The 20195-nt window shown below is 72.9% G+C and carries 17 protein-coding genes; 15 read left to right on the top strand and 2 right to left on the bottom strand.

The genetic code is table 11. The annotated features are described in order from the left end of the window. Positions 1–71: 71 nt before the first annotated feature. A complete protein-coding gene (locus IF09_RS0118545) occupies positions 72–1841 on the bottom strand; it encodes a phospholipid carrier-dependent glycosyltransferase (protein ID WP_030297068.1) in 1770 nt (589 codons plus the stop codon). A 183-nt stretch (positions 1842–2024) separates the two neighbouring features. Between IF09_RS0118545 and rsmI the strand changes: the two genes are divergently transcribed. The 13 genes from rsmI to IF09_RS0118480 all read left to right on the top strand — a co-directional run bounded on the left by rsmI (position 2025) and on the right by IF09_RS0118480 (position 18252). Further along, positions 2025–2933 (top strand): 16S rRNA (cytidine(1402)-2'-O)-methyltransferase, encoded by a 909-nt coding sequence (gene rsmI, locus IF09_RS0118540; RefSeq protein ID WP_418953057.1) that lies wholly within the window; start codon positions 2025–2027, stop codon positions 2931–2933. 161 nt (positions 2934–3094) lie between these two features. Beyond that, entirely contained in the window at positions 3095–3589 is a 495-nt protein-coding gene (locus tag IF09_RS0118535; RefSeq protein WP_030297064.1) for a hypothetical protein, read from the top strand. 62 nt (positions 3590–3651) lie between these two features. Continuing rightward, complete coding sequence (locus IF09_RS0118530; RefSeq protein WP_030297062.1) at positions 3652–4539, top strand: TatD family hydrolase; 888 nt, start codon at positions 3652–3654, stop codon at positions 4537–4539. Between the two features lie 107 nt (positions 4540–4646). Next, the gene (locus tag IF09_RS0118525) at positions 4647–6107 is read left to right on the top strand and encodes a ubiquitin-like domain-containing protein (protein WP_324606854.1); all 1461 of its coding nucleotides are present in this window, start codon (positions 4647–4649) and stop codon (positions 6105–6107) included. Between the two features lie 278 nt (positions 6108–6385). Continuing rightward, complete coding sequence (gene rsmA, locus IF09_RS0118520; protein ID WP_030297059.1) at positions 6386–7297, top strand: 16S rRNA (adenine(1518)-N(6)/adenine(1519)-N(6))-dimethyltransferase RsmA; 912 nt, start codon at positions 6386–6388, stop codon at positions 7295–7297. Further along, positions 7294–8202, top strand: coding sequence for a 4-(cytidine 5'-diphospho)-2-C-methyl-D-erythritol kinase (locus tag IF09_RS0118515; RefSeq protein WP_030297057.1), 909 nt, complete (start codon positions 7294–7296; stop codon positions 8200–8202). The genes rsmA and IF09_RS0118515 overlap by 4 nt, the downstream gene beginning before the upstream one ends. 98 nt (positions 8203–8300) lie before the next feature. Further along, the gene (locus IF09_RS0118510; protein WP_030297055.1) at positions 8301–9623 is read left to right on the top strand and encodes an acyltransferase family protein; all 1323 of its coding nucleotides are present in this window, start codon (positions 8301–8303) and stop codon (positions 9621–9623) included. Positions 9624–9677: 54 nt separating this feature from the next. Beyond that, positions 9678–11474, top strand: a complete 1797-nt coding sequence (locus tag IF09_RS0118505) for an ABC-F family ATP-binding cassette domain-containing protein (RefSeq protein ID WP_030297054.1) — start codon at positions 9678–9680, stop codon at positions 11472–11474. A 154-nt stretch (positions 11475–11628) separates the two neighbouring features. Further along, complete coding sequence (locus IF09_RS0118500; protein WP_030297053.1) at positions 11629–13284, top strand: PQQ-binding-like beta-propeller repeat protein; 1656 nt, start codon at positions 11629–11631, stop codon at positions 13282–13284. Positions 13285–13325: 41 nt separating this feature from the next. Continuing rightward, entirely contained in the window at positions 13326–15107 is a 1782-nt protein-coding gene (locus tag IF09_RS0118495; protein WP_030297052.1) for a PQQ-binding-like beta-propeller repeat protein, read from the top strand. 144 nt (positions 15108–15251) lie between these two features. After that, entirely contained in the window at positions 15252–15950 is a 699-nt protein-coding gene (locus IF09_RS0118490) for a response regulator transcription factor (protein WP_037635305.1), read from the top strand. A gap of 95 nt (positions 15951–16045) precedes the next feature. Further along, complete coding sequence (gene galE, locus IF09_RS0118485) at positions 16046–16993, top strand: UDP-glucose 4-epimerase GalE (protein ID WP_030297049.1); 948 nt, start codon at positions 16046–16048, stop codon at positions 16991–16993. A gap of 494 nt (positions 16994–17487) precedes the next feature. Next, on the top strand, positions 17488–18252 hold the full coding sequence (locus IF09_RS0118480) for a LuxR C-terminal-related transcriptional regulator (RefSeq protein ID WP_030297047.1): 765 nt from the start codon (positions 17488–17490) through the stop codon (positions 18250–18252). Here the strand turns inward: IF09_RS0118480 and IF09_RS0118475 are convergent. After that, a complete protein-coding gene (locus IF09_RS0118475) occupies positions 18211–18708 on the bottom strand; it encodes a MarR family winged helix-turn-helix transcriptional regulator (protein WP_030297045.1) in 498 nt (165 codons plus the stop codon). The genes IF09_RS0118480 and IF09_RS0118475 overlap by 42 nt on opposite strands. Positions 18709–18883: 175 nt before the next feature. On the opposite strand from IF09_RS0118475, the gene IF09_RS0118470 reads away from it, so the two are divergent. After that, on the top strand, positions 18884–19741 hold the full coding sequence (locus IF09_RS0118470) for a trans-aconitate 2-methyltransferase (RefSeq protein WP_030297043.1): 858 nt from the start codon (positions 18884–18886) through the stop codon (positions 19739–19741). Between the two features lie 2 nt (positions 19742–19743). Beyond that, positions 19744–20121, top strand: a complete 378-nt coding sequence (locus IF09_RS0118465) for a VOC family protein (RefSeq protein WP_030297042.1) — start codon at positions 19744–19746, stop codon at positions 20119–20121. The last annotated feature ends 74 nt before the right edge of the window (positions 20122–20195 follow it).

Genomic DNA, 20195 nt, shown 5'->3' with positions numbered 1-20195 from the left:
CGCTGTGCGAGCGGTTGTAGTACAGCTTGTTACCGGACCGGAACACCTCGGATCCTGCCCCGGCCCCCCTCTCAGACCCAGCTGTCCAGCCACATCCGACCGCGCCACGAGTCCATCGGGAGCGTCTGGCCCGTGTAGATCGGCCAGAAATAGATGAAGTTCCAGATGATGAGGAGGACCAGCACGCCCGCCGCGATCGCGCCCAGTGCGCGTCTGCGTTCCGTCGAGCCCGACGGGCCCAGCAGGGCGCCGATCATCATCGCCACCGCCAGGCACAGGTACGGGACGAAGACCACCGCGTAGAAGAAGAAGATGGTCCGCTCCTGGTAGTTGAACCAGGGCAGCAGGCCCGCAGCCAGCGCGCACGCGATCGCGCCCGCCCGCCAGTCGCGCCGGAAGAACCACCGCCACAGCACGTACAGCAGCGCGAAGCAGCCGGCCCACCACAGCATCGGAGTGCCCAGGGCCAGTACCTCGCGCGCGCACTTGCCCGCCTCCGTCGCCGGGCAGCCGTCCGCCCCGGGGTCGGGGGACTCGTAGAAGTAGGAGACGGGACGGCCCAGGACCAGCCAGCTCCACGGGTTCGACTCGTACGTGTGACCCGAGGTCAGACCCACGTGGAACTTGTAGACCTCGGTCTCGTAATGCCACAGGCTGCGCAGCCACTCCGGCAGGAACGACAGCGAACTGCCCTGGTCGTTCTTCGCCGCCCAGTCCCGGAAGTAACCGCCCTTGCCGTTGTCGGGGGACAGGATCCAGCCGGTCCAGGAGGCCGCGTACACCGCGATCGCCACCGGCACCGTCGACAGGAAGCCCGGCAGCGCGTCGCGGCGCAGCATCGACGCGTACGGGGCGCCCGCGCCCGCGGTGCGGCGCGCGGCCGCGTCCCATAGGACGGTCAGCACGCCGAAGAAGGCCAGCACGATCAGGCCGTTCCACTTCGTGCCGAAGGCCAGGCCCAGGCACACGCCCGCCAGGATCCGGTACGGGCGCCAGCCCAGGCGCAGCGTCTCGGCGACGGCGACGTCCGGGAGGGTGCGCCCCTCCTCGTCCACCGGGAGCGCGTCGGCGAGTCTGGCCCGGGTCCGGTCCCGGTCGACGAGCAGCGCCCCGAACGCGGCGAGCACGAAGAACATCAGCACCAGGTCGAGCAGCGCGGTCCGGCTCATCACCAGGTGCAGGCCGTCCACCGCCAGCAGAGCGCCCGCCAGGCAGCCCAGGAAGGTGGAGCGGAACAGGCGGCGGCCGATCCGGCACAGCATCAGCACCGACAGGGTGCCGAGCACGGCCGTCATGAACCGCCAGCCGAACGGCGTGAAGCCGAACATCCACTCGCCGAGCCCGATGACCCACTTGCCGACCGGCGGGTGAACGACGTAGCCGGGGTCCAGCGGGAGGGAGATCCCGTCGGGGTTGGCGAGGATCGACTTGTCGATGTCCTTGGGCCAGCTCGCCTCGTAGCCCTGCCGGATCGTGGCCCAGGCGTCCTTGGCGTAGTACGTCTCGTCGAATATCACCGCCTTCGGGCTGCCCAGGTGCGCGAAGCGCAGCACGCCGGCCACCAGCGCCACCAGCACCGGCCCCGCCCACGCCAGCACGCGCTGCCACGCGCCCACCGCGGAGGGGGGGACCCCGAGCGCCGTCCACAGCTGTTCCGAGGGCCGGGCGTACGGGGGCACCAGGCGGGTGCGGACGTCCGGGCGCCGCCGGGCGTCGGCGGGCGGCGCGTAGCCGAAGCTGCGCAGCCGGCGCAGCCAGGTGGACGGCTGTTCTTCGCGCCCCGCCGGAGGGGCGGGCGGAGCCCCCGCGGGGCTGGGCGGCGGCGTCGCGGTACTGGTCACCGGGTCATCGTAGGGAACGCACCTGTGCGAACCCCAGCGCCGGGGACCGTAGGGGCGGCGTGTGCCGGGTGGAACGGCCGGCCCGCGCCGGGTGGAACGGCCGACGTCGAGGGGTGAAACGGCCGACGTGGGACGGTGGGACGGCCGGCGTGTGCCGGGTGGGACGGCTGAGAGGATGGACCGGTGACGACTGACCAGCCCTCCGGCTCCGGAACCGCCTCCTCGACCTCCTCCTCCGCAGGCGTGCTCGTGCTCGCCGGCACCCCGATCGGCGATCTCGCCGACGCCCCGCCCCGGCTCGCGTCCGAGCTCGAACGGGCCGACGTGGTCGCCGCCGAGGACACCCGGCGGCTGCGCCGGCTGACCCAGGGGCTCGGCGTGCACACCACCGGGCGCGTCGTCTCGTACTTCGAGGGCAACGAGTCGGCGCGCACCCCGGAGCTGGTCGAGGCGCTGGAGGACGGCAAGCGGGTGCTGCTGGTGACCGACGCCGGCATGCCGTCCGTCTCCGACCCCGGCTACCGGCTGGTCGCCGCCGCGGTGGAGAAGGACATCAAGGTCACCGCCGTGCCCGGGCCGTCCGCCGTGCTCACCGCGCTCGCCCTGTCGGGGCTGCCGGTGGACCGCTTCTGCTTCGAGGGGTTCCTGCCGCGCAAGGCGGGCGAGCGCCTCGGCCGGCTCCGCGAGGTCGAGGGCGAGCGCCGTACGCTCGTCTACTTCGAGGCCCCGCACCGGCTCGACGACACCCTGGCCGCCATGGCCGAGGTCTTCGGCGCCGACCGGCGGGCCGCCGTGTGCCGCGAGCTGACCAAGACGTACGAGGAGGTCAAGCGCGGCGGGCTCGGCGAGCTGGCGGCCTGGGCCGCCGAGGGGGTGCGCGGGGAGATCACCGTCGTCGTGGAGGGCGCCCCGGCGGCCGGGCCCGGAGACGTGGACGCCGAGGAGCTGGTGCGCAGGGTGCGGGTGCGCGAGGAGGCCGGGGAGCGGCGGAAGGAGGCCATCGCGGCGGTCGCGGCCGAGGCCGGAGTACCCAAGCGGGAGGTCTTCGACGCTGTGGTCGCGGCAAAGAATGCGGCTCAAAAGGTGCTGTAGGACGGTAAAGAGCTAACCTGAAAAGCAAAGCTCAGACCGCGCACCGGGCGCTTTGGGGCATGAGTCGCCCAAAGACCGTCCAACAGTCGACAGGGCCTGATGCGCTCCCGCCCGAAGAGGCGTCCACTGGCAATGGCACCAGTGGAACAAGAGGAGCTGGCATGAGTGAGATCGCAGACACCTCGGTACCCGTACCCGCGCCCGCAGCACCCGTCTCCGTGTCGAGGCCCGGTGTGCACGTCGTGCACGAGGCGTACTCGTTCGCGTGCATGAAGTGCGGGTACGCCTGGGAGCAGGGCTACGAGATCGAGCACCACGTCGACGGGCAGGGCCAGCCCTTCATCATCTACACCGTCAAGGGCGAACGGGTCCCCTCCCCGCTGTCGAACCCGACCTGCCACAACTGCGGCGGGCACGTGGTCCGGATCATGCGGGAAGGCCAGGTGTCGTCGGTGCTCGGCACGATCGACAGGCTCTACCACCACCGCATCTCGCCCGGGATCGCCGGCCCGGTGCCGGCCGGCGCGAACGTCCCGCGGGCCCCGAAGCAGCGCAGGACCCCGCTGCACGACGCCCCGGGGCCCGTCCCGGTGGACGACGCCGCGGAGCGCGGGGGCCTGCTCTCCCGCCTGATGAGGATCTTCCGCCGGTCGTGAGCAACCGGCCGCGGCCATGAGGGCCGGGCCGTGGTCAGCACACCGGTCATAAGATCGGCCGTATGAGCACTGCCGCCAAGGACGCCTCGAAGGACACCCCGCCGCCGCTGCCCGAACCCCTGCGGGTGGCGGTCGCGGACTCCCACACCCACCTCGACATGCAGGGCGGAACCGTCGAGGAGGGCCTCGCCAAGGCCGCCTCGGTCGGCGTGACCACCGTCGTCCAGGTGGGCTGCGACGTGAAGGGCTCCCGCTGGGCGGCCGAGACCGCCGCCGCGTACGAGAACGTCCACGCGGCCGTGGCCCTACACCCGAACGAAGCCCCCCGCATCGTGCACGGGGACCCCGACGGCTGGTCCCGGCAGGGCGCGCGCGCCGGGGGCGGCGAGGCCGCGCTCGACGATGCGCTGGCCGAGATCGAGGAGCTCGCGAAGCTCGCCCACGTGAAGGCCGTCGGCGAGACCGGGCTCGACCACTTCCGCACCGGGCCCGAGGGGATGGCCGCGCAGGAGCGTTCCTTCCGCGCGCACATCGAGATCGCGAAGCGGCAGGGCAAGGCGCTGGTCATCCACGACCGCGAGGCCCACGCGGACGTCCTGCGCATCCTGCGCGAGGAGGGCGCACCCGAGCGCACCGTCTTCCACTGCTACTCCGGGGACGCCGACATGGCCCGCGAGTGCGCCGCCGCCGGGTACTACATGTCCTTCGCCGGGACCGTGACGTTCAAGAACGCCCGGCCGCTTCGCGAGGCCCTCGCCGCGGCCCCGCCGGAGCTGGTGCTCGTCGAGACGGACGCCCCGTACCTCACCCCGGCGCCGTACCGCGGACGGCCCAACGCGCCGTACCTCATTCCGCTGACCGTACGGGCGATGGCGGCGGTACGGGGGATCCACGAGGACGCGATGGCCACCGCCCTGGCGGCGAACACGGCGCGGGCCTTCGGCTACTAGCCCCGACTCCGCGACACGCTGGGTAGTCGCCCGACTTTGGTGAGTGACGGACGTCCGCTAGGGTGCCGTGCCCGAACCGATGGGGCCGGACCAGTGGAGCGAGCGTCGTGAGCGAGAGTCCTTTCACCGGGGTGTACGGCGACGAGGCCGCCCCGGACCCGGAACCGGCCGTGGTACCCGTCCCGCGCACCGGCGACGGGCGGGCCGCCCGGCGCCGCAGGAACGCCGAGGCCGGCCCCGTACCCGCCGCACTCGCCGCCCCCACCGGGCGGCGCCGGGCGGCGCCCGCCGCCGGCGCGGACCTCGCGGCGCCCGCCGGCCCCGGCACCGGGCGCCGCCGCAGCCCGGACCCCGCCGCCGCGGGCACGGGCGCAGCCACCGGACGAGGCGCCGGCGCCGGCACCGGCATCCTGGCCGTCCCCCCCGGGACCGGCCGGCGGCGCCGCACCGCCCCCGCCGGGACGGCCGCGGGCCGGGACGGCTGGCGGCGGATCGTCCCCCAGGCACTCGTCGTCGCCTTCCTGGCTGGCGGCACCACGGGCTTCGTCGCCGCCGACAAGTCGGTACGCCTCACCGTGGACGGGAAGCCCAGGACGCTGCACACCTTCGCCGACGACGTCGACGAACTCCTCGCCGCCGAAGGGGTCGGCGTCGGCCCCCACGACCTCGTCGCCCCCGCCCGCGGCCAGGCACTCGACGACGGCGACGAGATCGTCGTCCGCTACGGCCGCCCCCTGCGCCTGACCCTCGACGGACAGAGCCGCCAGGTGTGGACCACCGCCGGCACCGTCGAGGGCGCGCTGCGCCAGTTCGGCATCCGCGTCGAGGGCGCGTACCTCTCCGCCCTGCGCACCGCCCCCGTGCCCCGCGCCGGCCTCACCCTCGCCGTCCGCACCGAACGCAGCGTCACCTTCATGGCGGACGGCCGCGAAAGCACCATCCGCACCAACGCCGCCACCGTCCAGGAGGCCCTCGGCCAGGCCGGGATCACCCTCCAGGGCCAGGACACCACCTCCGTCCCGCCCGCCTCCTTCCCGCGCGACGGCCAGACCGTCACCGTGCTCCGCATCACCGGCACCCGCGAGGTCCGCGAGGAGCGCATCCCGTACGAGACCGAGAAGACGGAGGACGACGGCCTGTTCGCCGGCACCGAGGTCGTCGAGCGGGCGGGCCGCCCCGGAGCGCGCCGGGTCACCTACGCGCTGCGCATCGTCAACGGGGTCCGGCAGAAGCCCCGCAAGATCGCCGAGGAGATCGTCCGCGAGCCCGTCACCCAGCTGGTCAAGGTCGGCACGAAGCCACTGCCGACCTCGGTCGCCGGGGCGGACGGCCTCGACTGGGAGGCCCTGGCCCGGTGCGAATCCGGCGGCCGCCCCGCAGCCACCGACGCCTCGGGCACCTACGGCGGCCTGTACCAGTTCGACGTCCGCACCTGGCAGAGCCTCGGCGGCTCCGGCCGCCCCCAGGACGCCCCGGGCGCGGAACAGACGTACCGGGCGAAGAAGCTCTACGTACAAAGGGGCGCGGCCCCCTGGCCCCACTGCGGCCGCCGCCTCTACCGCGGCTGATGCGGCGCAAGAGCGGCCTGGGCGCGGGGGGAGGCGCAGCAGGTCGCCGTCACCTGCGCTCGCGCGTTTCGGGGTGTCGACCCGGTCACCGGAGAGGTCTGGCGGAGCAGGTGCCGGTGGAGCGGGCGACCGTACGCCGGGACCAACCGCCACCGCACCCCTACCCGGGGCGCCTCCACGGCTCGGAGAGCCAGGAGGAGGACGAGCCGCTTCCCGGGCGATCTCGCAACGCGAGGATCGCATGCAGGAAACCCAAGCCGATCTGAGACGCTTTACCGGTGAGCACCGCAGAGCAGCAGCCCGAGCCTTCGACCAGCACGCCCCCCGACGCCCTTCTCGGGCCGGCAGAGATCCGGGAGCTGGCCGCCGTACTCGGCGTACGGCCGACGAAGCAGAAGGGGCAGAACTTCGTCATCGACGCCAACACGGTGCGCCGGATCGTGCGTACCGCCGAGGTGCGGCCCGACGACGTGGTCGTCGAGGTCGGGCCGGGGCTGGGGTCGCTGACGCTCGCGCTGCTGGAGGCCGCCGACCGGGTCACCGCCGTCGAGATCGACGACGTCCTGGCCGCCGCGCTGCCCGCCACCATCGAGGCGCGGATGCCCGCGCGCAAGGACCGCTTCGCGCTGGTGCACTCCGACGCGATGCTCGTGGAGGAGCTGCCGGGTCCGCCGCCGACCGCGCTCGTCGCGAACCTGCCGTACAACGTGGCCGTGCCGGTGCTGCTGACCATGCTGGACCGCTTCCCGACCATCGAGCGCACGCTGGTGATGGTGCAGGCGGAGGTCGCCGACCGGCTCGCCGCCGAGCCGGGCAACAAGGTCTACGGGGTGCCTTCCGTCAAGGCGAACTGGTACGCGCACGTCAAGCGCGCCGGATCCATCGGCCGCAAGGTCTTCTGGCCCGCGCCGAACGTGGACTCGGGCCTGGTGTCGCTGGTGCGGCGGACCGAGCCGATCAAGACGACCGCCACGAAGGCGGAGGTCTTCGCCGTCGTGGACGCGGCCTTCGCGCAGCGCCGCAAGACGCTGCGCGCCGCGCTGGCCGGCTGGGCCGGCTCGGCGGCGGGCGCCGAGGCGGCGCTGGTCGCCGCCGGGGTCTCCCCGCAGGCGCGCGGCGAGTCGCTGACGGTGGAGGAGTTCGCGGCGATCGCCGAGCACAAGCCCGCGCAGGAGAGGCCCGCGCTGTGACCGGGACGACGAGCGTGACCGTACGGGTCCCCGCGAAGGTCAACGTCCAGCTGGCGGTGGGCGCGGCGCGGCCGGACGGCTTCCACGACCTGGCCAACGTCTTCCTCGCCGTGTCGCTGTACGACGAGGTGACGGCCACCCCGGCCGACGAGCTGACGGTCACCTGCGCCGGACCGGACGCGGACCAGGTCCCGCTGGACCGGACGAACCTGGCGGCGCGGGCCGCCGAGATCCTCGCGGCCCGGGCCGGGATCGAACCCGCCGTCCACCTCCACATCGCGAAGAACATCCCGGTCGCGGGCGGCATGGCGGGCGGCAGCGCGGACGGCGCGGCGGCCCTGCTGGCCTGCGACACCCTGTGGGGTCTGAACACTCCGCGGGCGCAGCTCCTCGACATCTGCGCGGAGCTCGGCAGCGACGTCCCCTTCAGCCTGGTCGGCGGCGCAGCGCTCGGCACCGGCCGCGGTGAGCTGCTCACCCCGGTCGAGGCGGGCAGCTTCCACTGGGTGTTCGCGGTGGCCGACGGCGGGCTGTCGACGCCCGCGGTGTTCCGCGAGTTCGACCGCCTCGCGGAGGGTACGGAGATCCCGGAGCCCGACGCCTCCCCGGCGCTCCTGGCGGCCCTCGCCTCCGGCGACGCGGACGCCCTCGCCGCGACCCTGGCCAACGACCTCCAGCCCGCGGCGCTCTCGCTGCGCCCGCAGCTCGCCGCGACCCTGGCGGCGGGCACCGACGGCGGTGCGCTCGCCGCGCTGGTCTCCGGCTCGGGGCCCACCACGGCCTTCCTGTGCCGGAACGCGGAGTCCGCCGAGAAGGTGGCGGCCGCCCTGTCCGCGTCCGGCACGTGCCGTGCCACGCGCGTGGCGTCCGGCCCGGCCCCGGGAGCCACGGTCCTGCCGTCCTGACCCCACGGCCGGCCGGGCGGCCCGTGCCCGGGTACTCATACCGGAGTTGAGTACCCGCGCCCTGTCCCGAGACGGCCCGCGAGGGCGACCGTAGCTCCATGACAGCCACCGCACGGGCCATGGCCGACGCCACCCCCGCCGACCGCGACCGGTACGTCGACCTGCTGCGGGTCGCCTCGCTCGGGACCGTGCTCCTCGGGCACTGGCTCATGGCCGCCGTCAGCAGCGACGGCATAGGGAACCTGCTCGCCCTCGTCCCCGCGCTGCAGGTGCTCACCTGGGGCCTGCAGATCATGCCGGTGTTCTTCTTCGTCGGCGGGTTCTCGCACGCCCTGTCGTACCGGTCCCTCGCCAGGAAGGCCGGAGGGCGGCCCCTCTACGCCGCTTTCCTGCGGGCCCGGCTCCAGCGGCTGCTGCGCCCCACCCTCGTCTTCGTCCTCGTCTGGACCGCCGGGGCGCTGGCCGTGCAGCTCGCCGGCGGCGGGGACGGGCGGCTGACCGGGGCCGCCCTGCGGCTGGTCACCCAGCCGCTGTGGTTCATCGGGATCTACCTCGCCATGGTCGCCTTCACCCCGGCCCTGCTGAAGCTCCACCAGCGGTGGGGCTGGGGGGCGTTCGCCCTCCTCGCGGGGGCCGCCGCAGCCGTCGACGTACTCCGCTTCGCGCTCGCCGTCCCGTACGTCGAGTTCCTGAACTTCGCCTTCGTCTGGCTCGCCGTGCACCAGCTGGGCTTCCTGCGCGCCGACGGGCGGATCACCCGCCCCGGCCTGCTCGCCGCCGCCGGGCTCACCGGCGCGGTGCTGCTCGTCGCGTACGGGCCGTACCCGCTCTCCATGGTCGGGATGCCGGGCGAGAAGGTCTCCAACATGGCCCCGCCCACCCTCGCCCTGCTGGCGCACGGGATGTGGCTCGTCGGCGCCGTGCAGCTCCTCGCCCGCCCCGCCACCGCCTGGCTGGCCCGGCCCCGGGTCTGGCGCGGGGTCGTCGCCGCCAACGGGGTCGCCATGACCGCCTTCCTCTGGCACCTCACCGCCATGCTCGCCGTGTACGCGGCCCAGCTCGCGCTCGGCATCGCGCTCCCCGAACCCGCCTCCCCCGCCTGGTGGGCGCAGGTGCCGCTGCGGCTGCTCGCCGCCGCCGGCCTGACGGCCGTACTGGTCGCCCTGTTCCGCAGGTTCGAAGCCCCTGTGCGAGGGGCCGCCGAGCCCGGCAGCGGGCCGCTGGCCGCCCTCGGCATCACCCTCTGCCTGCTCGGCATCCTCGGCCTGTCCAGCACGGGGCTCGGCGGCCTCCTCGAAGGCCACAGCGCCACCCTGATCGCCCTTCCGGTCACCGCGCCCGCCGCGATCGCCATGGCGCTGGGCGGCTGGCTCCTGGTGGAACGTTCCGGAGCGGCCCGGAGCGTTAGGCTGGGGGGCTGATCCACACCCTCCCCCGGGCCCCGCCCGGGGGGACCCCCACCTGGAGCGCTCCTGATGGCCGTCAATCTGGTCAATGTCGAGGCAGTCAGCAAGGTGTACGGCACCCGTACCCTGCTCGACGGCATCTCCCTCGGCGTGTCCGAGGGGGACCGGATCGGTGTCGTGGGCCGCAACGGCGACGGCAAGACCACCCTCATCCGCATGCTCGCCAAGCTCGAGGAGCCCGACACCGGCCGGGTCACCCAGAGCGGCGGCCTGCGCATGGGCGTGCTCACCCAGCACGACTCCCTCGACCCCACGGCGACCATCCGCCACGAGATCATCCGGGACATGGCCGACCACGAGTGGGCCGGCAACGCCAAGATCCGCGACGTGCTGACCGGACTCTTCGGCGGCCTCGACCTCCCCGGCTTCGGCCAGGGCCTCGACACCGTCATCGGCCCGCTCTCCGGCGGTGAGCGCCGCCGCATCGCGCTCGCCAAGCTGCTCATCGCCGACCAAGACCTGCTCGTCCTCGACGAGCCCACCAACCACCTCGACGTCGAGGGCATCTCCTGGCTGGCCAAGCACCTCCAGGAGCGCCGCTCCGCGCTCGTCTGCGTCACCCACGACCGCTGGTTCCTCGACCAGGTGTGCACCCGCATGTGGGACGTGCAGCGCGGCTCCGTCTTCGAGTACGAAGGCGGCTACAGCGACTACGTCTTCGCCCGCGCCGAGCGTGACCGCATCGCCGCCACGGAGGAGTCCAAGCGGCAGAACCTGATGCGCAAGGAGCTGGCCTGGCTGCGCCGCGGCGCCCCCGCCCGGACCTCCAAGCCGCGCTACCGCATCGAGGCCGCCAACGAGCTCATCGCCGACGTGCCGCCGCCGCGCGACAAGTCCGAGCTGATGAAGTTCGCCAACGCCCGCCTCGGCAAGACCGTCTTCGACCTGGAGAACGTCACCGTCCAGGCCGGCCCGAAGACCCTGCTCAAGCACCTCACCTGGCACCTCGGCCCCGGCGACCGCGTCGGCCTCGTCGGCGTCAACGGGGCGGGCAAGACCTCGCTGCTGCGCGCGCTCGCGGAGGCGGCCCGCACCCAGGGCGACGTCCAGCCGGCCGCCGGCAGCGTCACCGTGGGCAAGACGGTCAAGCTGGCCTACCTCTCCCAGGAGGTCGGCGAACTCGACCCGTCCCTGCGGGTCCTGGAGGCGGTGCAGCGCGTACGCGACCGCGTCGACCTCGGCAAGGGCCGCGAGATGACGGCCGGTCAGCTGTGCGAGCAGTTCGGTTTCACCAAGGAGAAGCAGTGGACGCCCGTCGGCGACCTCTCCGGCGGTGAGCGGCGCCGGCTGCAGATCCTGCGGCTGCTGATGGACGAGCCCAACGTGCTGTTCCTCGACGAGCCCACCAACGACCTCGACATCGAGACCCTCACCCAGCTCGAGGACCTCCTCGACGGATGGCCGGGCTCGATGATCGTGATCTCCCACGACCGGTTCTTCATCGAGCGCACCACCGACACGGTGATGGCGCTGCTGGGCGACGCCAGCCTGCGGATGCTGCCGCGCGGTCTCGACGAGTACCTGGAGCGCCGGCAGAAGATGATCGAGGCGGCCGCCCCGGCGCCCGCCCCGGCCGCCGCCAAGTCGACGGCCTCCGGAGACTCGCGCGCGGCGAAGAAGGAGCTCCAGAAGATCGAGCGCCAGCTCAACAAGATGGCGGACCGCGAGGCGAACCTGCACGCCCAGATCGCCGAGAACGCCACCGACTTCGACAAGGTCGCGAAGCTCGACGCGGAGCTGCGCGAACTCATCTCGGACCGGGACGAGTTGGAGATGCGCTGGCTCGAGCTGGCCGAGGACGCCTAGATTCCGTCACCTGAAGGCGTCAGCTGACCTGATAACGGCGTTGTCACGGGCCGGTCCTCCCTTGGGAACAGGGGTCCGACCGGCCCGATGTAAGAGCGCTGTCAGTGATAGAAAGGTGATCCCCTACGCCACCCGAAGCCGAAGGTATGCGCTGATGACCGAGCCGCCCCAGCCGCCGAACCAGCCGCCCACGCCTTCCGGTTACGGCCACCTGCCCGGCCCGCCGCAGCCCGGTTACGGATACCCGCAGCAGGGCGAGAACCCGTACGCCCAGCAGCCCCAGCAGCCTCCGACCCAGCCGATGCACCCGATGCAGCCCGCGCCGCCGATGCCGCAGCAGGGCTACTTCCCGCCGCCCGGCGCGCCGACCGCCGCGATGCAGCAGGCCGGGGGCATGCCGCCGCAGAAGAAGACGGCCGTGTTCATCGCCGCCGGCGTCGCCGGCGTCCTCGTCCTCGGCACCGGCGGCTACTTCGCCTTCGCGGGCGGCAGCGACGACGACCCGAAGAAGCCGGTCGCGCAGAGCTCCGCCCCGGCCGACGCGAAGCCGTCCGCCGGCGTGGACAAGGGCGACGGCAGCGGCAACGGCTCCACGGCGGGCGAGGACCTCAACGCCGGCCGCAAGCAGGGCGAGGACAAGACCCTCTGGCTCAGGACCTCCAAGATCGACGGCCCCGGCATGGGCGTGGAGTCCACCGGCCAGTGGATCGTCGGCGACACCGTCGTCAAGAGCGTCTGGAAGAACCTCACCGCCTACGGGGTCACCGACGGCAAGGAGAAGTGGACGCTCGCGTTCCCCACTCCCATCTGCTCCGTCACCCGGCAGACCACCGCCGAGGGCAAGACCGTCGTCATGTTCAAGGACGGCGACGGCGACAGCGCCACCTGCAACCAGATGAAGCAGGTCGACCTCAAGGCGGGCAAGGAAGGCTGGACGAAGGAGGTCCCCAAGGAGGGCCTCTTCGACATCATGACCAGCCCCAGCCTGGGCATCACCGGCGACACCGTCGCCGTCAGCCGCAGCGGCACCGCCAGCGCCTTCAAGGTCAGCACCGGCGACAAGCTCTTCGGCAGCGCCACCGCCGAGGGCTGCAAGCCCGACTCGTACGTCGTGAACAACGGCAAGATGATCGCCCTCTCCACCTGCTACGACGAGGACCTCTCCGGCGAGGTCTCGGCCGCCGACCCGGTCACCGGCAAGAAGAGCTGGACGTTCAAGCTGCCCGCGAAGTACAAGGTTGGCGCCGTCTACTCGCTGGAACCCGTCGTCCTCGGCATCGGCAACCAGGACAAGAAGGAACGCGCCATCGTGGTCATCGGACCCGACGGCAAGCAGCGCGCCACCGTCAGCGGCGAGGGCAGCTTCGCCACCGAGTGCGACGGCGGCCTCTTCCGCTCCGTCGAGGTCTGCTCCTCCACCGCCGTCGACGCGGACACCCTCTACATGCCGACCGTCGCCGAGTCCGGCAAGGCCAACGAGATCGTCGCCTTCGACCTGGGCACCGGCAAGGTCAAGTGGCGCACGCCCGCCGGCGACGGCCGCACCTTCACCCCGATCGGGGCCGCGAACGGCCAGCTGCTCGCCTACCGCAAGGCCACCTCCGACCAGGGCGGCGAGGTCGTCTCGATCCCCGCCGCCGGCGGCACGCCCACCGCGCTGCTGCGCAACCCGTCCGGACCCTCCGCTCCCATCGAGAGCACCTTCTACACCCCGAAGGTCGACTACGTGGACGGCCGGCTCTTCATCTCCCAAACCCGCCTTCTCGCCAAGGGCAAGGACGAGAAGCTCCTGATGGTCTTCGGCAAGTGAACGAGTCCACCGAGCCGCCCACCGAGAGGCAGTAGCAAGCGATGAGTACCCCGCCGCCCCCCAACCAGCCGCCCGCCGGCGGCTTCGGAGCGCCGCAGGATCCCCCGCCGCAGGGCTTCGGAGCGCCGCAGGCCCCGCAGCCCGGAGGGTTCGGCGCACCGCCGGTGCCACCCGTACCGCCGACGGCCCCGCAGCAGCCGGCTGTACCGCCGGCCGCGCCGGCCGTGCCGCCCGGCCCCCCGCAGGGGCAGCCGGCGTACGGCTATCCGCAGCAGGGCTACGGCTACCCGCAGCAGCAGCCCGCCCCCGGAGCCGGCGCCCCGCCGCAGTTCGGGGCGCCCACGACCCCGATGCAGGCGGCCCAGCCGCCGGCCGCGGGAGGCCCGCGCGGCGGCAACGACAAGCGCACCCAGCTGATGATCGTCGGCGCGGCCCTGCTGGCCATCGTCCTGATCATCGCGGGCGGCTTCTGGTACGTCTCCGGCGACGGCGGCGGCGACGACAAGCAGCCCACTGCGGACGGCAGCCCCAGCGGCAAGCCCGCGGCCGGCACTCCCGGTTCGGAGAAGGTGCCCGCCAACGTCAAGTCGAAGCCGCTGTTCAACCAGCCGAACCCGACTCCCGAAGAGGTCGTCACCGTCGCGGGCTCCTGGCTCACCGACACCACCTACGTCAAGTCCGACGTGTCGAAGGTCGTCGGCTACAACACCGTCGACGGCGCCAAGAAGTGGGAGATCCCCCTCCCGGGCGAGCTGTGCGGCGCGACCAAGCACGTCAGCGACAACAAGACGGCGATCCTCTTCCGCCCGACGCAGCCCACGCCCGAGGCCAAGTACCCGGCGTGCACCGAGGTCGGCGTCATCGACCTGAACGCCGGCAAGCTCCTGTGGTCCGGCAACGCCAAGGGCGCCACCACCGGTGACAGGCCCGCCTCCTACTACGAGGTCACGCTCAGCGGCCAGACCGTCGCCGCCGGCGGCACCAGCGGCGGCGCCGCCTGGAACCTCGCCGACGGCAAGTCCCTGTGGACGCCCAAGGTCGACGGCGAGGGCTGCTACGACAGCGGCTACGCCGGCGGCGAGGCCCTCGGCGTGATCCGCAAGTGCGGCCGCGGCGACAACCAGACCCTGTACGCCCAGACCCTGGATCCGGCCACCGGCGCGCAGACGGCCTCGTACAAGCTCTCCCCGGGCATCGAGTGGGCGTCCATCGTCTCCACGAAGCCCCTCATCGTCGCCGCCGACGTCGGCAAGACCGCCAAGAACGCCTCGGGCGTCAGCGACCTCTTCGTCGTCGACCCCAAGGGCGAGCTGAAGGCGCGCATCTCGCTCGCCTCCGGCAACTTCGGCGGCAAGTGCGGCGGCACCGAGGTCGAGAAGTGCAACGGCTTCGTGGTCGGCAACGGCAAGCTCTACCTGCCCTCGACCGAGCACCAGGGCCAGGCGGAGGCCGGCCGCACCAACGAGCTGCTCTCCTTCGACCTGGAGACCGGCAAGCAGACCACCGACCGCGCCGACGCGGGCGAGCGGTACACCATGTTCCCGCTCCGCATGGACGGGTCGCACATCATCGCGTACAAGGAGCCCCCGTACGACAAGGGCGGCCAGATCGTCAGCATCGACGGCGCGACGATGAAGGAGACCGTCCTCATGGAGAACCCGGCCGAGAAGGCCAGCCGGACCGCCGAGACCGGCTTCTCGCCCGACTTCTCCGAATACCGCTACCACAACGGCAAGCTCTTCATCTCCCGGACCACGGCCAGGAAGCCGTACTCGGACAAGGGCGACCCCGAGTACCTGTTCGTCTCCTTCAGCGCCAGCTGATCCCCGGCCGATCCCGGCCGGTCCCCGCAGACGGCTCGAGCCCCCGGAAGGTCCGCCTTCCGGGGGCTTCTGCGCGGTAACCGCCGCGCACCGTCGAACAAGCGTGTAGCTTGCCGGGGCAGAAGGGTCGGGGGTGGGTGCGCGATGGGCGTACGGGTCATGGTGCTCGACGAGCACCGGCTGTTGGCCGAGGCGCTGGCCTCGGCCCTCAAGCTGCGCGGGCACCGGGTGCTGGCCGCGGCCGCGCCGGCCGCGGGCGCCGCCGAACTGGTCATCAGCCGGGCGCCGGAGGTCTGCCTGCTGGGCACCGCCACGCCCGCCGAGCCCGGCGTCTTCGAGCCGGTCGTGCGCATCAAGCGGGAGCGGCCGCAGATCGCCGTGGTCGTCCTCGGCCCGGTGCCGAGCCCGCGCGGGATCGCGGCCGCCTTCGCCGCCGGCGCCTCGGGGTACGTACGCCACGACGAGCGGATCGAAGGCGTGGAGCGGGCGCTGGCCAAGGCGCGCGCCGGAGAGGTCGCGATCGCCCCGCAGCTGCTCCAGGGGGCCTTCGCGGAGCTCCTCAACCCCGCCGCCCAGCCCGACGACGAGGGCAGCCGGCTGCTGCGGCTGCTGACCCCGCGCGAGGTGGAGGTACTGGTCCGGGTCGCCGAGGGCGAGGACACCCGGCTCATCGCCGCGGGCATGGAGATCGCACCGAGCACCGCCCGTACGCACGTCCAGCGGGTGCTGATGAAACTGGGCGTGGGCTCCCGGCTGGAGGCGGCCGCGCTGGCCGCCCGGACCGGTCTGCTGGACCGGGCGGGGCCGGTGCCGGTGGCCGCCGATTTCCCCGGAGGCGCGTAATCCGGTAAGCCAGTGACCGGCATGTGCACGCACCCCGCGTGCAGTCCCCTGCGAGAGGCAGTAGGCGAGTGAGCAAGACGGCGTCATCTAAGTTCATGGTCACCGGCGGCGCCGGATACGTCGGCAGCGTCGTCGCGGCGCACCTCCTGGAGGCCGGGCACGAGGTCACGGTCCTCGACGACCTCTCCACCGGCTTCCGCGAGGGCGTCCCGGCGGGCGCGGCCTTCATCGAGGGCCGGATCCAGGACGCCGCAAGGTACCTGGACCCCTCCTACGACGCGGTGCTGCACTTCGCGGCGTCTTCGCAGGTCGGCGAGTCCGTCGTCAACCCGGGCAAGTACTGGGAGAACAACGTCGGCGGCACGCTCGCCCTGCTCGCCGCGATGCGCGGGGCCGGGGTGCGCAAGCTGGTGTTCTCCTCCACCGCCGCCACCTACGGCGAGCCCACCGAGGGCCTGCTCACCGAGGAGTCGGTCACCAAGCCCACCAACCCGTACGGCGCCTCGAAGCTGGCCGTCGACCACATGATCGCGGGGGAGTGCGCGGCGCACGGCGTCGCGGCGGTCTCGCTGCGCTACTTCAACGTGGCCGGCGCGTACGGCGAGTTCGGCGAGCGGCACGACCCCGAGACCCACCTGATCCCGCTGGTGCTCCAGGTCGCGCTGGGCGAGCGGGAGTCGATCTCGGTGTTCGGCGAGGACTATCCGACCCCGGACGGCACCTGCGTCCGCGACTACATCCACGTCGCCGACCTGGCGGAGGCCCACCTGGCCGCCCTGGAGGCCGCCACCGAGGGCGAGCACCTGATCTGCAACCTCGGCAACGGCAACGGCTTCTCGGTCCGCGAGGTCGTCGAGACGGTCCGCAAGGTCACGGGCGCGGAGATCCCCGAGGTCGTCGCCCCGCGCCGGGCCGGCGACCCGGCGGTGCTCGTCGCCTCCGCGCGCGCCGCCCACGAGAAGCTCGGCTGGACCCCGGCCCGCTCGGACCTCACCGGCATCATCACGGACGCCTGGAACTTCACGCGCAAGCACCGTTCCTGACTCCCTGCCCCGCCCGTTCACCGCGCCCCCCGCACCCGACGGTGCGGGGGGCGCGGTGCGTGCGCGGTGCGTGCGCAGGGAGCGCGTGCGAGCGGTCCGGCGCCGTGGGCGGGCGCGGTGCGCGGGCGCACGGCGTGCACGCGCCGGGTGAAATGCCCTCCGTGCAACTGCCCGTGGCACGCGCGCGCCGGAAACCGCCTTCCAGACCTTCCCTGCCGGTGAATTCAAGCCACCTCGCACCGCGGTCGTCACTGCCCAGCCGGAAAATCGCTCGGAAAACTTCTGCTATTCGGCCAACCGCGGGCCGCGACCCGTTCTACGCTGAGGCGTGACACCGGTGGGGGCCGGCGTTGATTCAGGGGTCGAGACACGCCGGGTACGGCGTCCGGTCCGGGGTAGTGCAGAGATGTCTCGGCGGCGGCCGCGGCGGCTGCGGATCACCCGGTCCGGGCGCCGTACCCGCAGTCGTCCGTTCCCCGACCCTTGGGGGTTTTGTGGTTCGCATCCGGGTTCTCGTGGTCGACGATCACCGCATCTTCGCCGAATCGCTCGCAGCCGCGCTCGCGGCCGAGCCCGACGTGGACGTGTCCGCGGCCGGCAGCGGCCCCGCCGCGCTGCGCTGCCTCGAACGGGCGGTGGCCGAGGGCCGCCGCTTCGACGTCCTGCTGGTCGACGCCGATCTCGGCGGTGCCGCCGGGGCCGTGCCCGCCCAGCGCGAGCAGGGCTCCGGGCCGCCGCCCGGCGCTGACGGGATCGCTCTGGTCGCCGGGGTCCGGGTGTCCCACCCCGGGGTCCGCACCGTCGTGCTCGCCGAGCGCGACGACCCCCGCCGGGCCGCACACGCCCTGCAGGCAGGGGCTTCCGGCTGGGTGGCGAAGGACTGCTCGCTCTCGCGGCTGCTGGCCGTCATCCGCGGGGTCCTGCGCGAGGAGACCCACCTCCCGCCCGCGCTGCTCACCGGAGTGCTCCGCGAACTGACCGCTGCGCGCAAGCACCGTACGGACAGCGAGCGGCTCGTCGAGTCCCTCACGCCGCGGGAGCACGAGGTGCTGCGCTGCATGGTGGCGGGGCTGGGCCGCAAGGACGTCGCGGCGCGGCTGTTCCTGTCCCCGCACACCGTCCGCACGCACATGCAGAACGTGCTGGGCAAGCTCGGGGTGCACTCCACGCTCGCGGCGGTGGCACTGGCCCGGCGGGCCGGGGTGCGGCCGGCCGACCTAGCCGGGGATGTTGTCGAACGGAGCGGTCAACTGGCGTAGCAGCGCCGCGAGGTCGCCGCGCTGGGCCTGGGAGAGCTGGGCGAGGATCGCCCGCTCCTGGGCCAGCAGGCCGGCCAGGGCCTGGTCGGCGCGGTCGCGGCCCTCCGGCGTGAGGCGGACCAGCACCCCCCGCCGGTCGTTGGGGTCGGGCAGCCGCTCGACGAGGCCCTTCTTGGCGAGCCGGTCGATGCGGTTGGTCATGGTGCCGGAGGTGACCAGCGTCTGCGTCAGCAGTTGGCCGGGGGAGAGCTGGTAGGGCGCGCCGGCGCGGCGCAGCGACGTCAGGACGTCGAACTCCCAAGGTTCCAGGCCGTGCTCGGAGAAGGCCAGCCTGCGGGCACGGTCGAGGTGACGGGCGAGCCTGCTGACGCGGCTCAGCACTTCGAGCGGTTCCACGTCGAGGTCAGGGCGCTCCCGCCGCCATGCCGCGACCAATCGGTCGACCTCGTCCTCCATGCCGATCAGTGTAAGGGGTCTGTCGACGTGAAGTCTCTTCAAATCGAGGATCTCGGGCATAGATATCTTGAGATCGGGAATCTTGACATCAAGATATATTTTGGGCGACGATGGGCATGGAGGGGGCCGGAACAGCTTCCGCTTCCGCCCGCCCCGCCAGTAGGGAGGCTCGAACATGCATTCCGATACCGCGTCGGCAAGGATCCCCACGGCCACCACCCACGCCGCGCCCACCTGGGATCCCCAGCAATACCTCCGGCACGCCGGACACCGAACCCGTCCCTTTCTCGACCTCCTGAACCGCATACCCGAACTCCCCACCCGCCCCGCCCGGATCGCCGACCTCGGCTGCGGCCCCGGCAACGTCACCGCGCTGCTCGCCGAACGCTGGCCCGAGGCCCGCATCACCGGCTTCGACCTCTCCCCCGAAATGCTCCGGCGCGCCACCGACGAGTACGCGGGCAGGACCACCGGCGGCGGCAGCCTGGACTTCCACCACGGCGACCTCGCGAGCTGGCTCCCCGAGGAGCCGTACGACCTGATCGTCTCCAACGCGGCCCTCCAGTGGGTGCCGAGCCACCCCGGCTCCTTCGCCGCCTGGATCAACGGACTGCGCCCCGGCGGCACCTTCGCCTTCCAGATCCCCGGCAACTTCACCGCCCCCAGCCACGCGCTCCTCGCCGAGCTGTGCGACACCCCGCGCTGGCGGGGCCGGCTCGCCGGCCACGGCGCCCGCTACACCCACCTCCTCGAACCCGCCGAGTACCTGGCCCGGTTCACCGAGCTGGGCTGCGCCGTCGACACCTGGGAGACGACGTACCACCAGCTGCTGTCCGGCCCCGACCCGGTGCTCGACTGGGTCAAGGGAACCGCCCTGAGGCCCGTCCTGACCGCCCTCGGGGGCGACCGGGACGCCGTGGACGCCTTCCTCGCCGAGTACCGCGACCTGCTGCGCGAGGCCTACCCGCCCGGCCCGCGCGGCACGGTCTTCCCGTTCCGCCGCATCTTCGCCGTCGCCCGCAAGGAACTCTGACCGTGCTGACCGCAGTCGACCACGTCCAACTCGCCGCGCCGCCCGGCTCGGAGGACCGGCTCCGCGCGTACTACACCCACGTCCTCGGCATGACCGAGGTCCCCAAACCGCCCGTCCTCGCCGCCCGCGGCGGCTGCTGGTTCGCCGCCGGGCCGGTGCAGCTGCACTTGGGCGTCGAGGAGGACTTCCGGCCCGCCCGCAAGGCACACCCGGGGCTGCGGGTCACCGGGATCGAGGCGTACGCCGCCCGACTGGAGGAACGCGGCGCCGAGGTCGTCTGGGACGACAACCTGCCGGGGTACCGCCGCTTCTACTCCGAGGACCCCGTCGGCAACCGGATCGAGTTCCTGGAAGAGCACGGCCTGGAGCCCCCGGCCTGACCTCCCCCGGGCCCGGTGCGACGCGACGGCGCCCCGCCACCGATCTGCGGTGACGGGGCGCCGTCGCGCGTCGT

The organism is Streptomyces katrae (genome assembly GCF_000717655.1).
GTDB classification, from domain to species: Bacteria; Actinomycetota; Actinomycetes; order Streptomycetales; family Streptomycetaceae; genus Streptomyces; species Streptomyces katrae_B.
Note: the sequence above shows the minus strand (reverse complement) of the source record. Positions and strands in the feature narration are given on the sequence as shown.

Coding starts and splice junctions, on each gene's coding strand:
- IF09_RS0118535 (WP_030297064.1), top strand. CDS start 3,095: ATGAGTGAGATCGCAGACACCTCGGTACCCGTACCCGCGCCCGCAGCA.
- IF09_RS0118530 (WP_030297062.1), top strand. CDS start 3,652: ATGAGCACTGCCGCCAAGGACGCCTCGAAGGACACCCCGCCGCCGCTG.
- IF09_RS0118510 (WP_030297055.1), top strand. CDS start 8,301: ATGACAGCCACCGCACGGGCCATGGCCGACGCCACCCCCGCCGACCGC.
- IF09_RS0118505 (WP_030297054.1), top strand. CDS start 9,678: ATGGCCGTCAATCTGGTCAATGTCGAGGCAGTCAGCAAGGTGTACGGC.
- IF09_RS0118500 (WP_030297053.1), top strand. CDS start 11,629: ATGACCGAGCCGCCCCAGCCGCCGAACCAGCCGCCCACGCCTTCCGGT.
- IF09_RS0118495 (WP_030297052.1), top strand. CDS start 13,326: ATGAGTACCCCGCCGCCCCCCAACCAGCCGCCCGCCGGCGGCTTCGGA.
- IF09_RS0118490 (WP_037635305.1), top strand. CDS start 15,252: ATGGGCGTACGGGTCATGGTGCTCGACGAGCACCGGCTGTTGGCCGAG.
- galE (WP_030297049.1), top strand. CDS start 16,046: ATGGTCACCGGCGGCGCCGGATACGTCGGCAGCGTCGTCGCGGCGCAC.
- IF09_RS0118475 (WP_030297045.1), bottom strand. CDS start 18,708: ATGGAGGACGAGGTCGACCGATTGGTCGCGGCATGGCGGCGGGAGCGC.
- IF09_RS0118470 (WP_030297043.1), top strand. CDS start 18,884: ATGCATTCCGATACCGCGTCGGCAAGGATCCCCACGGCCACCACCCAC.